10 protein-coding genes, 2 rRNA genes and 5 pseudogenes are annotated in these 13,971 nt (G+C 65.4%); 9 read left to right on the top strand and 8 right to left on the bottom strand.

Annotated elements, in window-relative coordinates; translation table 11 throughout:
- Window positions 1-58 precede the first annotated feature (58 nt).
- Entirely contained in the window at window positions 59-1,339 is a 1,281-nt protein-coding gene (locus tag CFB52_RS30740) for a Zn-dependent hydrolase (protein ID WP_099318334.1), read from the bottom strand.
- A gap of 321 nt (window positions 1,340-1,660) precedes the next feature.
- Here CFB52_RS30740 and CFB52_RS30735 point away from each other — a divergent pair, with 321 nt between their 5' ends.
- Entirely contained in the window at window positions 1,661-2,353 is a 693-nt protein-coding gene (locus CFB52_RS30735; protein WP_099318333.1) for a TetR/AcrR family transcriptional regulator, read from the top strand.
- A gap of 127 nt (window positions 2,354-2,480) precedes the next feature.
- Here the strand turns inward: CFB52_RS30735 and CFB52_RS30730 are convergent, their stop codons facing one another.
- Genes CFB52_RS30730 through CFB52_RS30720 form a run of 3 tightly spaced genes read right to left on the bottom strand, consistent with a single transcriptional unit; the run spans window position 2,481 to window position 6,138 of the window.
- Window positions 2,481-3,671, bottom strand: a complete 1,191-nt coding sequence (locus CFB52_RS30730; RefSeq protein ID WP_089466037.1) for an acetyl-CoA C-acetyltransferase — start codon at window positions 3,669-3,671, stop codon at window positions 2,481-2,483.
- 18 nt (window positions 3,672-3,689) lie between these two features.
- Window positions 3,690-4,457, bottom strand: a complete 768-nt coding sequence (locus CFB52_RS30725) for a 3-hydroxyacyl-CoA dehydrogenase (RefSeq protein ID WP_059578885.1) — start codon at window positions 4,455-4,457, stop codon at window positions 3,690-3,692.
- A 13-nt stretch (window positions 4,458-4,470) separates the two neighbouring features.
- Complete coding sequence (locus CFB52_RS30720; RefSeq protein ID WP_099318332.1) at window positions 4,471-6,138, bottom strand: acyl-CoA synthetase; 1,668 nt, start codon at window positions 6,136-6,138, stop codon at window positions 4,471-4,473.
- 143 nt (window positions 6,139-6,281) lie between these two features.
- On the opposite strand from CFB52_RS30720, the gene CFB52_RS30710 reads away from it, so the two are divergent.
- The 5 genes and pseudogenes from CFB52_RS30710 to CFB52_RS35350 form a co-directional block, all read left to right on the top strand.
- Window positions 6,282-7,286: an AraC family transcriptional regulator gene (locus CFB52_RS30710; RefSeq protein WP_059644950.1), complete on the top strand. Its 1,005-nt coding sequence runs from the start codon at window positions 6,282-6,284 to the stop codon at window positions 7,284-7,286.
- A gap of 119 nt (window positions 7,287-7,405) precedes the next feature.
- Complete coding sequence (locus CFB52_RS30705) at window positions 7,406-8,659, top strand: SMI1/KNR4 family protein (RefSeq protein ID WP_099318331.1); 1,254 nt, start codon at window positions 7,406-7,408, stop codon at window positions 8,657-8,659.
- A gap of 194 nt (window positions 8,660-8,853) precedes the next feature.
- Window positions 8,854-9,453 (top strand): hypothetical protein, encoded by a 600-nt coding sequence (locus CFB52_RS30700; RefSeq protein WP_099318330.1) that lies wholly within the window; start codon window positions 8,854-8,856, stop codon window positions 9,451-9,453.
- A 55-nt stretch (window positions 9,454-9,508) separates the two neighbouring features.
- Window positions 9,509-9,880 carry a nuclear transport factor 2 family protein gene (locus tag CFB52_RS30695; protein WP_099318329.1) on the top strand — a complete coding sequence of 124 codons (372 nt, stop codon included), beginning with the start codon at window positions 9,509-9,511 and terminating at the stop codon, window positions 9,878-9,880.
- Window positions 9,881-10,032: 152 nt separating this feature from the next.
- Window positions 10,033-10,191 (top strand): annotated as a pseudogene (locus CFB52_RS35350) (GNAT family N-acetyltransferase); the annotation flags it as partial.
- Window positions 10,192-10,217: 26 nt separating this feature from the next.
- Here CFB52_RS35350 and CFB52_RS30685 read toward each other — a convergent pair.
- Window positions 10,218-10,523, bottom strand: a pseudogene (locus CFB52_RS30685) (integrase core domain-containing protein); the annotation flags it as partial.
- A gap of 82 nt (window positions 10,524-10,605) precedes the next feature.
- On the opposite strand from CFB52_RS30685, the gene CFB52_RS30680 reads away from it, so the two are divergent.
- Window positions 10,606-11,892: an IS110 family transposase gene (locus CFB52_RS30680; protein ID WP_060011748.1), complete on the top strand. Its 1,287-nt coding sequence runs from the start codon at window positions 10,606-10,608 to the stop codon at window positions 11,890-11,892.
- Window positions 11,893-12,116: 224 nt separating this feature from the next.
- Here the strand turns inward: CFB52_RS30680 and CFB52_RS30675 are convergent.
- Window positions 12,117-12,922: pseudogene (locus CFB52_RS30675) on the bottom strand (IS3 family transposase); the annotation flags it as partial.
- A 71-nt stretch (window positions 12,923-12,993) separates the two neighbouring features.
- On the opposite strand from CFB52_RS30675, the pseudogene CFB52_RS35470 reads away from it, so the two are divergent.
- Together CFB52_RS35470 and CFB52_RS30665 are read left to right on the top strand one after the other, a co-directional pair.
- Window positions 12,994-13,106, top strand: a pseudogene (locus CFB52_RS35470) (GNAT family N-acetyltransferase); the annotation flags it as partial.
- A 9-nt stretch (window positions 13,107-13,115) separates the two neighbouring features.
- Window positions 13,116-13,412: pseudogene (locus CFB52_RS30665) on the top strand (GNAT family N-acetyltransferase); the annotation flags it as partial.
- Between the two features lie 103 nt (window positions 13,413-13,515).
- Here CFB52_RS30665 and rrf read toward each other — a convergent pair.
- Window positions 13,516-13,628: ribosomal RNA gene (rrf, locus tag CFB52_RS30660) — 5S ribosomal RNA — on the bottom strand.
- 228 nt (window positions 13,629-13,856) lie between these two features.
- A 23S ribosomal RNA gene (locus CFB52_RS30655) occupies window positions 13,857-13,971 on the bottom strand; the annotation flags it as partial.

The raw sequence follows: 13,971 nt of genomic DNA, 5'->3' as shown, positions 1-13,971 counted from the left end.
CGTCGGCGTGCTACGGTCAAGCGGTGCGCGGCCTGCCTGTCGCGCTATGTCCGGTCGGTCATGAAGCCGGCTCGCACGCACGCGACAGCATCGCGTGCAGCAATACGTTCGCGCCGGCCTCGATCCATGCGGGCGTCGCGTCCTCGATCTCGTTGTGGCTGATGCCGTCGATACAGGGCACGAATACCATCGACGTCGGCGCGACCTGCGCCAGATAACACGCGTCATGCCCCGCGCCCGACACGATGTCGCGATGCGAGTAGCCGAAGCGATCGGCCGCGTTGCGCACGGCCGCCACGCATGCCGGGTCGAACGCGACCGGCTTGTAATAGAAAATCTGCTCGAGTTCGGTGTCGAGCCCGATGTCGCCCGCGATGCGCGCGACGCCGTCGCGCAGCGCCGCGTCCATCTTCGCGAGCACAGCGTCGTCCGGATGACGGAAATCGACCGTGAAGAACACGCGGCCGGGAATCACGTTGCGCGAGTTCGGGTAGACCTGCATCATGCCCACCGTCGCGCAGCCGAACGGCGCATGATCGAGGCCGATCCGGTTGACGAGATCGACCACGCGCGCCGCGCCGAGCAGCGCGTCGCGGCGGCGCGGCATCGGCGTCGGTCCCGCGTGCGCTTCCTGGCCGGTGAACGTGATCTCGTACCAGCGCTGCCCCTGCGCGTCGGTCACGACGCCGATCGTCTTGCATTCCGCTTCGAGAATCGGCCCCTGCTCGATATGCAGTTCGAACGCCGCGTGCAGCTTGCGCCCGCCGCACGGTACGTCGCCCGCGTAGCCGATGCGCGCGAGTTCCTCGCCGATCGTCTTGCCGTCCACATCCTTGCGCGACAGCCCGTAGTCGAGCGTGAACACGCCCGCGAATACGCCCGACGCGACCATCGCCGGCGCGAAGCGCGAGCCCTCCTCGTTGGTCCAGATCACGACCTCGACCGGATGCTCGGTCTCGATGCCGTGATCGTTCAGACTGCGAATCACTTCGAGACCGCCGAGCACGCCGTAGATGCCGTCGAAGCGCCCGCCGGTGGGCTGCGAATCCGCATGCGAGCCGGTGACGACCGGCGCCGCGTCGGCCACGCGGCCCGCACGGCGCATGAACACGTTGCCCATCGTATCGACCGTCACCGTACAGCCGGCGGCCTTCGCCCAGCCGACGATCAGGTCGCGGCCGGCCTTGTCGAGATCGGTCAACGCGAGCCGACACACGCCGCCTTTCGGCGTCGCGCCGATTTTCGCGACTTCCATCAGGCTGTCCCACAACCGCTTGCCGTCGACCTTGATCGACGTGTCGAAAGCTGCCCGCTTCACTGTTTCCGATACCGCGTTCATTCGTATCGCTCCTGTGGGGTCGGTGATGTCGTCGGCCCGGTCTGTGCCGGTGCGTGCGAGACCTCTTTCGGGGCACGCCGCACGGATGCGGTGCAGGTGCCCGCCGGTTCGCGAAACACGTCAAATCCTGTCCGATTGGACAGGTTTTAGACGATCAAAATGACCAGCGCAACGTCTTTCTTGCGTGACGCGGCAGAGCGAGAACCGTGCCACCGCAACGCAGCATCGCCGTGGCATCACGACATTCCTGTCTGTGCGTGCGACGCGAATCAGCGGCTAGAATGAAGCCCAACGCGGCATGACCGCCGCGCGAGGGTAACGATGAGACATGACGAGGCGACGATCGAAGCCACCGACCGGGACGAAACGCCGGCGCCTTTGCGGCGACGCAAGGCGCACATACGCGAGTCCAACGAAGCACATCTGCTCGCGTGCGCGGAAGCCGTATTCGCGGAACGCGGGCTCGCCGGCGCCAGCACCGCGATGATCGCGGAGCGCGCCGGCCTGCCGAAGGCGAACGTGCACTACTACTTCCCGACCAAGCTCGCGTTGTACCGACGCGTGCTCGACGACCTGTTCGAAGATTGGCATCGCGCGGCCGGTTCGTTCGAGGCCGGCGACGATCCGGTGGACGCGATCGGCAGCTACGTGCGCGCGAAGATGGCGCTGTCGCGGCGGCGCCCGCTCGGCTCGAAGGTCTGGGCCAACGAGATCATCCACGGCGCGGAGCACATGCAGGACATCCTGTCGCAACGTGTGAAGCCGTGGTTCGACACGCGCGTCGAGGTGATCGAAGGCTGGATCGCGCGCGGGCTGCTCGCGCCGATCGACCCGCATGCGCTGATGTACCTGATCTGGTCGACCACGCAACACTATGCGGATTTCGATGCGCAGATTCGCGCGCTGAGCGGCGAGCGCGCGTTCACGAAGAAGGCGTTCGACGAAAAGACCGAGCAGGTCGTGCAACTCGTGATTCGTGCGTGCGGCGCGGTGTCGCCGAACGCGAAGCCGTAGCGCGACACGGCGAGCCGCCGAATAAAAAGACGGGCGGCGCGCATCACCCGGGGATGTCCCGTGCGATACGCGCCGCCTGTGTTGCCACTTGCGTGCGCGGGTACGACGCGACGCGTCGTGCGTCGTGTCAAGCGATCCGCTCGATTGCAACCGCGGTCGCTTCGCCGCCGCCGATGCACAGCGAGGCGATGCCGCGCGTCAACCCGTGCGTCTCGAGCGCGGCCAGCAGCGTCACCATCACGCGCGCACCCGATGCGCCGATCGGATGCCCGAGCGCGCACGCGCCGCCGTGCACGTTCACCTTCTCGTGCGGCAGGTCGAGGTCGCGCATCGCGGCCATCGGCACCACCGCGAACGCTTCGTTGATCTCGAACAGGTCGACGTCGCGCAGGTTCCAGCCGGTTTTCTCCGACAGCTTGCGCAGTGCGCCGATCGGCGCGGTCGCGAACAGGCCGGGCTTGTCCGCATAAGTCGAATGCCCGACGATCACGGCCTTCGGCGTGAGGCCGAGGCGCTCGGCTTCCGAGCGGCGCATCATCACGAGCGCGGCCGCGCCGTCCGAGATCGACGATGCGTTCGCGGCCGTCACCGTGCCGCCGTCGCGAAACGCCGGCTTCAGCGTCGGGATCTTGTCGAGTTTCGCCTTGCCCGGCTGCTCGTCGATCGACACGACGCTTTCCGTCTTGCCGGCCTTCACGGTCACCGGCGCGATCTCCGATGCGAAACGCCCATCCGCGATCGCGCGCTGCGCCCGCGTCAGCGACGCAATCGCGAACGCATCCTGCGCTTCGCGCGTGAACTGGTAGGCCTGCGCGCAATCCTCCGCGAACGTGCCCATCAGGCGGCCTTTTTCATATGCGTCCTCGAGCCCGTCGAGGAACATGTGGTCGAGCACCTGCCCGTGCCCCATGCGCATGCCCGCGCGCGCCTTCGGCAGCAGGTACGGCGCATTCGTCATGCTCTCCATCCCGCCCGCGACGGCCACGCCCGCGGACCCCGCCAGCAGCAGGTCGTGCGCGAACATCGCCGCCTTCATCCCCGAACCGCACATCTTGTTGACCGTGGTCGCGCCCGCCGCGAGCGGCAGCCCGGCCTTCAGCGCGGCCTGCCGCGCGGGCGCCTGCCCTTGGCCGGCCGGCAGCACGCAGCCGAACACGATTTCGTCGATACGTTCGGCCGGCACGTTCGCGCGCTCGAGCGCCGCACGAATCGCCACCGCGCCAAGCTCGCTCGCGCTGGCCGCCGCCAGGTCGCCCTGAAAACCGCCCATCGGCGTACGGGCCGCACCCACGATTACGATCGGATCCTGAGTCGTCATGATTCGCTTCCTCCAGTGTCAGCGCGGTGCCATGCGCAACGCGCCATCGAGACGGATGACTTCGCCGTTCAGCATCGTGTTCTCGGCGATGTGGCGCACCAGCGCCGCAAATTCTTCCGGGCGGCCGAGCCGCGGCGGGAACGGCACGCTCTTGCCGAGCGCGTCCTGCACGTCCTGCGGCATGCCGGCCATCATCGGCGTCGCGAAGATGCCGGGCGCGACCGTCACGACGCGAATGCCGAAGCGCGCGAGCTCGCGCGCGATCGGCAGCGTCATGCCCACCACGCCGCTTTTCGACGCCGCATACGCGGCCTGGCCGATCTGCCCGTCGAACGCCGCGACCGACGCGGTGTTGACGATCACGCCGCGCTCGCCTTCCGCGTTCGCGTCCTGCTTCGACATCGCTTCGGCGGCCAGCCGGATCATGTTGAACGTGCCGACGAGGTTGATCGACACCGCGCGCGCGAAGCGGTCGAGCGAATGCGGGCCGTCGCGGCCGACGACCTTCTCGCCCGGCGCGACGCCCGCGCAGTTCACGAGCGCGTCGACGCGACCGAACGCATCGCGCGCGGCGGCGACGGCCGCCTGGCCGTCGGCCTCGCTCGTCACGTCGGTCTTCACGAAGCGCGCGGCCGCGCCGAGTTCGTTGGCGAGACTCGCACCCGCCTCCTCGTTGACGTCCAGCAGCACGGCCTTGCCGCCTTGCGCGACGACCATGCGCGCCACCGCGGCACCCAGGCCGGAACCTGCGCCCGTAATCAGAAAAACGCGATCCTCGATATTCATTCGCAGTCCATATTCAGGGTTGAACGGCCTTCTCGGCTTCCATCTTGCGCAACACGAAGCGCTGGATCTTGCCGCTCGGGGTTTTCGGCAGCGCGTCGACGAAATCGATCGCGCGCGGATAGGCGTGAGCGGACAGCCGCCGCTTCACGTGCAGACTCAATTCCTCGGCCAGTTCCGGTGTGCCGTCGAACCCTTTCGACAACACGACGAACGCCTTCACGATCTCCGTGCGCTCCGGATCGGGCACGCCGATCACGGCGGCCTCGCTGACGGCCGGATGCTCGATCAGCGCGCTCTCCACGTCGAACGGGCCGATCCGGTAGCCGGACGACGTGATCACGTCGTCCGCGCGGCCGATGAAGCTCACGGCGCCGTCCGGCTCCAGCTCGACGTTGTCGCCGGTCCGGTAGTAGCCACCCGCGATCGCCGGCGTGTCCTGCTGCCAATAGCCGCGGAACCACAGCAGCGGCGAGCGCGCGATGTCGATCGCGAGGTTGCCGGGCTCGCCGGGGCCGAGCTCGCGGCCCGCTTCGTCGAGCACCGCGACACGGTAGCCCGGCATCGCGAAGCCGGCGGAACCGATGTGCACCACGTGCGCGAGGCCGTGATGGTTGTTCACGACCATCCCGAGTTCGGTCTGGCCGTAGTGATCGTGGATCGGCGCGCCGAGCGCCGCGTGGAACCAGCGCACCACTTCCGGGTTCAGCGGTTCGCCCGCGCTGCTCACCACGCGCAGCCGGCCCTTCGCGCGCGCGGCCGCTTCCGGCCCGGCCGCCATCAGCATCCGGAACGCAGTCGGCGAGCCGGCGAGGCTCGTGATGCCGAGCCGTTCGATCACGTCATACGTGCTGTCGACCGTGAAGCCGCCCTCGTACAGCGTCGTCGCCTGGCCGAGCAGCAGCGGGCCGGTGATCGCGTAATAGAGCCCGTACGCCCAGCCCGGATCGGCGATGTTCCAGAACCGGTCGCCGGCGCGCAGATCGATCGCTTCGCGCATGTACGCGCCGAACGCGAGCAGCGCGTACAGCGGCACCGGCACCCCCTTCGGCAAACCCGTCGTGCCCGACGTCGACATCATCATGAACAGGTCCGACCCCTTGCGCAGCACGGGCTCGAACGTATCGGACTGCGCGTCGAGCGCCGCGCGGAAATCGATGTCGTGCGCCGACAGCGTCTCGCCTGCTTCGCGCACCGTCGCCACCGGCGGGCAATCGGCGACCTCGTCGAGCTTCGCGCGATTCGCGACGTTCGTCACGACGAGCCGCGCGTCGCTCATGCGCAGCCGGTGCTCGATCGCCTTCGGGCCGAATGCGGTGAACAGCGGCTGGTACACGGCGCCTGCACGCCACGTGCCGAGGATCGTCGCGACGAGCTCGGGCGTACGCGGAAGCAGCCCGGCCACCACGTCGCCCGGCTTCACGCCCTGCGCGACGAGCAGGTTCGCGACCCGGGCCGAGAGCGCCTGCATCTGCGCGAACGTGAAGCTGTGGTGCCGGCCGCCGGCATCGATCCAGTCGAGCGCGATCGCGTCGGCCTTCGCGTGCCGGTCGCAGCACTCGACGCACGCGTTCAGGCCGCGCTCCAGGTCGCCGGCCAATTGCGCGGCGGCGGTCTCGATACTGAACCGGGCCACGGCGTCGGCGTAGGCCGGCACCGCCCGGGCGGTAGCTCCTTCAGGCATGCGTGTCTCCTGTACGTTATGGCCGCCGGCGAGCCAGGGGCGCGACGGGGATACATCGATAGTAGACAGCCGCTACATTGCAATCAATGACAAACCGAATCTAGAATTGTGATCGCTTTTGCCATGTCGGAGGACGCCGGAAAATGGGGCCGCAGATGATTTCGCCGGATTTCGTCGACGATGCGCTCGCGTGCCTGCGCCGGCGCGACCTGCCGACCGCGCCCGTGCTGCGTGCCGCCGGGCTGCCGGCCGCGGTGCGCGAGCCCGTCACGCCGCAGCAGTACGGCCGGCTGTGGCTCGCGATCGCCGGCGCGCTCGACGACGAATTCTTCGGGCTCGCCGCGCGTCCGATGCGGCGCGGCAGCTTCACGCTGCTGTGCCACGCGGTGCTGCATGCCGGCACGCTCGACAAGGCGCTGCGACGCGCGCTGAAGTTCCTGCGGGTGGTGCTCGACGAGCCGCACGGCGAACTCGTCGTGGCCGACGGGCAGGCGCAGATCGTGCTGACGCAATCGGGCGCGCCGTACCCGGCATTCGCGTACCGGACGTTCTGGCTGATCCTGCTCGGCGTCGCGTGCTGGCTGATTGGCCGGCGCATCCCGCTGCAGCGCATCGACTTCGCGTGCCCGAGCCCCGGCCAGCGCGGCGACTATCACCAGTTCTTCGGCGTCCCCGTGCATTTCGACCGGCCCGACAGCCGGCTCGCATTCAACGCCGCGTACCTCGCGCTACCGACGATCCGTTCGGAACAGGCGCTGAAGACCTTCCTGCGCGGTGCGCCCGGTAACCTGCTCGTGCGCTACCGGCACGACACGGGCTGGGTCGCGAAGACACGCGCACACCTGAAGGCGCTGCCGGCCGCCGAGTGGCCCGACTTCGACACGCTGGCCGTGCGGCTCGACACGACGCCCGCGACGCTGCGGCGGCGTTTGCGCAGCGAAGGGCAAAGCTTCGCCGCGATCAAGGACGAGTTGCGCGGCGCGCTGGCGCAGTCGCTGTTGCGCGGGCATGCGCTCGGCGTCGCGGAGATCGCGGCCGAGCTCGGCTTCACCGAGCCGAGCGCGTTTCATCGCGCGTTCCGGAAATGGACCGGCACGAGCCCCGGCGCGTTTCGGCGCGACGTCCATGCGGCGGAGGCGGAGTCTTGAATGACCGGTGGATTCGAAGCGTCTCGTCAGGTGCCGCCGATACGATGCGACCATCCGCGGGGCGTCCATCGCCGATGAACCGCGGCACACATCCGATCAACCCTTACCGCTGACGCTCGATGCAAGCCACCTTCTTTTCCGATACCGAACTGGCTGATCTGCGCGCGCACGGCATCGTACTGTTTGCCGGCCGCGTGATCTTCGATGCGCAACCGCCGATGCCGGCCGACCAGATCGCGGCCGTACGGGCCTGCTGTCACGGCGACATTCCGCTCCCGTTGCTCGAGCTGTGGCGTATCACGGCCGGCGGCAGCCTCGACTACGACCTGACGCTGGAGATGAACGGCAATGTCGAAGCGATCGGCTGGAGCGAACTGTTCTACAACGGCAGCGACGGTTATCGCGACCTGCAAGGCTGGATCGACCACGAACTCGAACTGGCCGAAGAAGCCGCGGAGGAGAGCGCCCGCACGTGGAACGGCAAAATCGGCGCGCTGCCGTTCGGCGGCTTCGAATATTGCGACCGCATCTACGTCGTGACGGAGCCGGGCGCCCGCGACTATGGTCATGTGCTCGCCTGGAAACAAGGGTTGCCGCCTGCGTGGCGCGGGGCGATGCACGAGGACGGCCTCGCGACGGTCGCCCCCGATCTGTACACGGCATTCGGCGCGCTGCAGCTTCATGCGGATCCACTGGAGCCCGGCAGCGAACCCGGCACCGGCGTCACGCTGCTCGAATACGTCGATGAACGCCGCGACGATCATGGCCTGTCCGCATCGCTGGCCGACAAGCTGATCGCGTTCTATCGGCAAGCGGTGATCGACTGGCGCACGCCGCTCGCCGACGGCACGCTCGGCTCGCAGCCGGTGCTTGCGCGTCACGCATTACGTCATGCGATCGATCACGACGATGCGGCACTCATCGCGCGACTGGCGCCGCTGGTCGCCGATCTCGGCATGGCACTCGCCGGCAGTTCGATCCCGACGGATTACGCACTGCGGTGCCGGAAGTTTTCCGCAGCCGCCGCGTTGCTCGAATCGGGCGCACCGGTTGCACCCGATTCGCTCGCGTCCGTGTCCGGCGACGTGCCGGTCGCATTGATGCGTGCGCTGCTCGACGCCGGCGTGCAGCCGGATGCCGACGCGATGGCGCGTTGCGTCGCGGGCGGCGGCGCCGATAGCGCTCGGCTGATCGGCGCGGCCCTGTCGGCCCATGGCGCCGATGCAGCAACAGCCTATCGCGCGGCGAGCGGGAAACTGCTGGACAAGCTGAAGGACGACATTAGCAAGGTTCGCGCCGGCAAGCTCAGCCACTATCTCGGGCTCGACGGGCTCGAAGCACACGCAGCGCGCCTGCGGACGTTCGAGTACTGACGCCACCCAGGCATCGACGCGCGGTGGGTTTTCCGGCGGCATCGCATTCCCAGTGCCGTTTGTTTTGGGCCGGGTTGCTTCCGCGTTCCGGTGCGAATCTGCATGACGCTCACCGCACCGCAGCGCACGCATGACGTTGCACTCCGATCCGTCACGGCACATACTGGTCGGCCGATCCGAACAAGGTTGCGTCGATGGTGAGCGTCGATCAGGGAGCCGCTTCGATCTTTGGCGCGATCGGGACGGCCGTGTCGTTGCTGGCCGCCATTCCTTACGCGCTCGCGATCTACCGGCGCATCGTTCGCCCGCATCTGTTCACGTGGCTCGTGTGGTCGATCGTCACGGCGATCGCGGCCGCTGGCCAGTTCGTCGCGGGCGCCGGGCCGTCCGCATGGTGCACGGCAGCGATTGCCGTCACGTGCTTTTTGACGCTGATCGCCAGTCTGTTTCGCGGCGAGCGCGGCTGGACGGGCCTCGACTGGTTGTTCCTGTGCGCGGCCCTGTCGGCCATTCCGCTGTGGCTACTGACCGACGATCCGACGGTATCGATCTGTCTCGTTACGCTGATCGAGCTCGCCGGCCTCGGCCCAACCGTGCGCAAGGCGATCCGCGATCCGTGGAGCGAGAGCCTCGCCTACTTTGCGCTGTGCGTGCTCAAGTACACGCTGGCGTTGCTGGCGCTGAGCACCTGGAGCGTCGCGGTCGCGTTCTATCCGGCCGCCAACCTCATCGCGTCGACCGGTATCTGCATGGTGATGCTGGTCCGGCGTCAGTCGTTGTCGAACGCGCGGTAGGCTGCGTCTGTCGCCGCCGTGCCGCTTCCCCTTCCGAAATGATGCGAGGCCCGACATGGATGCAATCCGTACCGTCATCGAACCCGCCGAAGCCGAGCTCCGTGCGGCGATGTTGGCCAATGATATCGAAGCGCTCGATGCGCTGCTGGACGATGATCTGGTGTTCACGGTCCCGACCGGTCAGATCATCTCGAAAACGGACGACCTGGCCGCACATCGCGCGAGGCTTCTGCGTCTCGACACGCTCGACGTCCTCGACATGCGTGCATGCGCGATCGACGAGATGATCCTGACCACGACGCGAGCGACCCTCGCCGGCCATTTCGATGGCACGGCATTCTGCGGCAAGTTTGCCTATACGCGGCTCTGGCGTCGAGCAGGCGCCAGTTGGCGCGTCGTCGCCGGACATGCTTCGCAGGTCTGGTAGCTGCACCGGCGCATGCATTTGACGCGTGTCGCGCAATACTGCGGCGAGCGAGCAGGCTGTCGGTCGAGCGGTGAGACACTGCGATCCGGACAAGGCACCGATAAAAGCGCTGCGCGAGGGGATGCCGGCAGCCGGCAATGACGAGAGACGAAATGCATACGCTATTTACCGTGCGTGCTGCGCGTGGCGCGGATTCGGACGAGCTCACGCAACTGGCGCGCCTGTCGAAGGCGCACTGGGGCTACCCGAAGGAATGGCTCGACTTGTGGCAAAGCGATCTCACGATTTCGCCGGAGACGATCGAAGGGTCTGACGTGCCTGATTTCTTCGGACCAGTTCAGTCTTGGAGAACGGCCTCGATTGCTTCAGTTGAACAATACCGCTGCTTAAACTCGTTGGGCGTCAGATAGGCCAGGCTCGAATGCGGCCGAATGGCATTGTAGTGACGCCGCCACTGCTCAATTACGACTTTCGCTTCCACCCGCGTCCTGAACCATTCCAGGCTGAGGCATTCGTCCCGGAACTTGCCGTTGAAGCTCTCGTCCGCACCGTTCTGCCACGGCTTGCCAGGATCACTGAGCGCCATGTCCATGCCGTTCTGCGCAGCCCATTTCAGAATCGCCCGCGATACGAACTCCGGACCATAGTACATGCAGAATGTCAGCCATCAGGGGTAACGGGCATCCTTTGGATTGCCCGTTCACCGCCCGCCGGAGGAAACCGAAATGGCCGACTTGCTGGAAGGTACGCTGCCCCTGAACCTGGTTGCAATCGACATCGCCCGTTATTCGAACGCTGTGTTGATCGAGTTGTCGGACGGGAAGCGTCAGCGCTTCCGGATGACCAACAGCGCTCCTGACTTCGACCGGCTGTTGAGTTACCTTCAAGCGCTACCCGGCAATTGCCGGGTAGCGCTTGAGCCGACCGGCGACTACCATCGCCCGCTGGCTCACCGCCTGCTCACAGCTGGGCACGAGGTGGTCAGCATCAATTCCGTGGCACAGGCGCGGTATCGCGAAGCGATGTTCAACTCTTGGGACAAGAACGATCCCAAGGACGCGCAGGTCATCCTGGAAATGCTCAGGCGTGGCACATATCAGCGCTACGTGGACCCGCAGATCGCCGGCCATCATGACCTGCAGGAACTTGCAAAGACCTACTACCAAGTTTCCCGCGCACGCACCAAGGTGCAGCACTCTCTGATCAACCACAGCCTGCCGCTGTACTTCCCGGAGATGCACCGCTACTGGTGCACCACCCGCAACGAATGGTTCGTGCGTTTTCTGCTCGAGTTTCCGACGCCGACGCATGTACGCGCCCTGGATCGCGAGAGCTTTGTGGCTGCTGCATGGGATCTGGTCGGCCGCAAGGTGAACAAACGCGCCAAACTCGAAGAGATATGGGAAACAGCTGCACACACCGCTGCCTTGCCTCACGCGCCGGATTGCCTGGCTGTCGAGACATTCCGTATTACCCTTCGCCGGTACCAGGAGCTCAACGTACTGCGAGCGGCAATCGAGGCGCGCGCCGAGGCGGAGCTTCACGACAATATCGACTTCGCCCATCTGAAGACGCTGCCTGGCATTGGCTCGGTGATCGCCATGACTATCCTCGCCGAGGCCGGCGACCTGCGCCGCTTCGGTCACCACCGTCAGTTCCTGAAGTACTGTGGATTCGACCTGGCGAAGATACAGTCGGGTACCCAGCGGGGGCGCGAGCAACTCTCCAAGCGCGGCAATGCACGATTGCGGCTGGCCTTCTGGATGGCAGGCATGGCTGCCGTGCGCATGAAGGAGAACTCATTCCGCTCGAAATATGAACGTTACGTCCATGCAGATCCGGACGACGCTGACCTCAAGCGCAAGGCGCTTACCGCCGTGGCAGCGAAGATGGCTCGCGTGGCTTACAGCATGATCAAGAAGAACCAGCCTTACAGGCAGTTCTTCGAACTCGGTTTACCCAGTGGATCGATCCCTCTCTCGGCTGCCGTTGGGGCGCAGGCGACCCCGTAGATAATGCTCGGACCTTCCGCTGGGGCTTCTATGCTGTTTTAGGTACGGTGAAGATCACGCCGTGTGCGATGAATCTTGTGTCCACTATGGTCAGCAAGTCTCCCCGATGCCGCGGAAGACCACTGGTTGGTTGTCGTTCGCTCTTTGACAGCTCGCGCACTGCATCTCGCCGTGTGCGCGGCACCGTTTTACCTTGCGTTGCACATTCCGCTTGCATTTAGAACGTTGTCCGACCGCAGGTAACGCGGCGCTCCGTGCGGGCTGATCAGTTGTGACAGCACCTCAATCACCCGCCCCGAGCGAATCGACCCGGCTACATCGATCGATAGGCATTGCCGCGTGTATTCATCGATCACCGTCAAGCACTTCAGTTGCTGGCCGTTGGCGCACGCATCGAACACTAAGTCGTAGGCCCAGACATGCCCTGCCGCCGTGGCTGGTTGTGGCCGGGGACGATGCACCGAAATACGCCGGCGCGGACGTTTGCGCGGCACCTGCAAACCGGCCAGCCGCCACAGCCGCCAAGCCCGATCAGCGCTCATCGGATGGCCTTGCCGATCCAGAAAGATCTGGATGCGATGGTAGCCATAGCGCGGATATTGCGCCGACAGAACGCACATCGCTGCCAGTACAGGCGCATCACGCTCCGCCAGCTTCGACTGGTAATGCAGCGCCGACCTCGCGACCGACATCAGCGCGCACGCACGCCGTTCCGACAGGCCCCGCGCCTTCGCGTAGGCAACCTGCTGGCGGCGAGCGGGCGCGCTCACCACTTTTTTGCGTTGATCTCCTTCATCACGTCCAGCTCGAGATCACGTTCGGCCAGCATCTTCTTCAGCCGGGCGTTCTCCTGCTCGAGCTGCTTCAACCGCTTGACGTCGGTCGCCTCCAGGCCCCCGAAGTGTTGGCGCCAGTTGTAGATCGTCTGCTCGCTGATCCCGTGCTGCTTCGCCACCTCCGCGACCGGTGCTTTGTCCGCCTCGCGCAGGATCGTGACCATCTGCTCTTCCGTGAATCGGCTCTTCTTCATGATTTCCAGTTCTCCGTTGGAAGCCATTCTCTCAAGTTTCAGCTGGTCCGAAAATCGCCCGGCAGGTCAGGTCGATCGGTTATCTCGCGCAATCGGGCGAGACAATCATCGGATTCTGGGTCCGAGCATCATCGGAATTGGATCGACCAACGCCCGGATGGCTGTTCGTCCATCCTGATTACATGGGGCGAATCTCGCGCAATCGGGCGAGACAATCATCGGATTCTGGGTCCGAGCATCATCGGAATTGGATCGACCAACGCCCGGATGGCTGTTCGTCCATCCTGATTACATGGGGCGAGGCGTCGCCCGTGCGCTGTGGGAAGCGGTTCGGGCTGAAGCCGCTGCGAGAGGCATCCAAAGCTTTGTGATCGAAGCGGATCCGAATGCCGCGTCGTTCTATCTGGCGCTGGGAGCTGAAAAGATCGGCGAAAAGGAATCGAGAGCGATCCCGGGCCGATTTTTTCCGATCTTGCGGATCACGGTCTGATGGATGAACGGATGGCAGCAAGACGGCTCGCTGCATCATGCTTTTCGGGATGCCGAAATGCAAAAACCCCCGCCTTGTCGGGCGGGGGTTCCTGGCTTAGGGAGCCTGACGATTACCTACTTTCACACGGGAATCCGCACTATCATCGGCGTGGAGTCGTTTCACGGTCCTGTTCGGGATGGGAAGGGGTGGGACCGACTCGCTATGGTCATCAGGCAAAGGGGGTTGTTGCGTTGCTTCGCAGCGCAACCAATCTTGGAAGAAGCAGTAATTTTGAGTTGTGTGTATCGCACACGAGAATCCAACATGTCTCGTCTTGCTACGCAGGTCACCGGTACTTCAACCGGCGCGCCGCATCGATCAGCTTCGCTGCTCGACGCTCTGCGTGGGATGCTCGTAAGTGCTGAAGCACTAACGATCATCGACACAAGGCAGACTTGTTATAGGATCAAGCCTTACGGGCAATTAGTATCGGTTAGCTGAACGCATTACTGCGCTTACACACCCGACCTATCAACGTCCTGGTCTCGAACGACCCTTCAAGGAGGTCTAGCCTCCA

Source organism: Burkholderia sp. AU18528, from assembly GCF_002223215.2.
Taxonomy (GTDB): Bacteria; Pseudomonadota; Gammaproteobacteria; order Burkholderiales; family Burkholderiaceae; genus Burkholderia; species Burkholderia semiarida.
The sequence above is the reverse complement of the archived record's forward strand: the minus strand, read 5'-3'. Positions and strand labels throughout refer to the sequence as shown.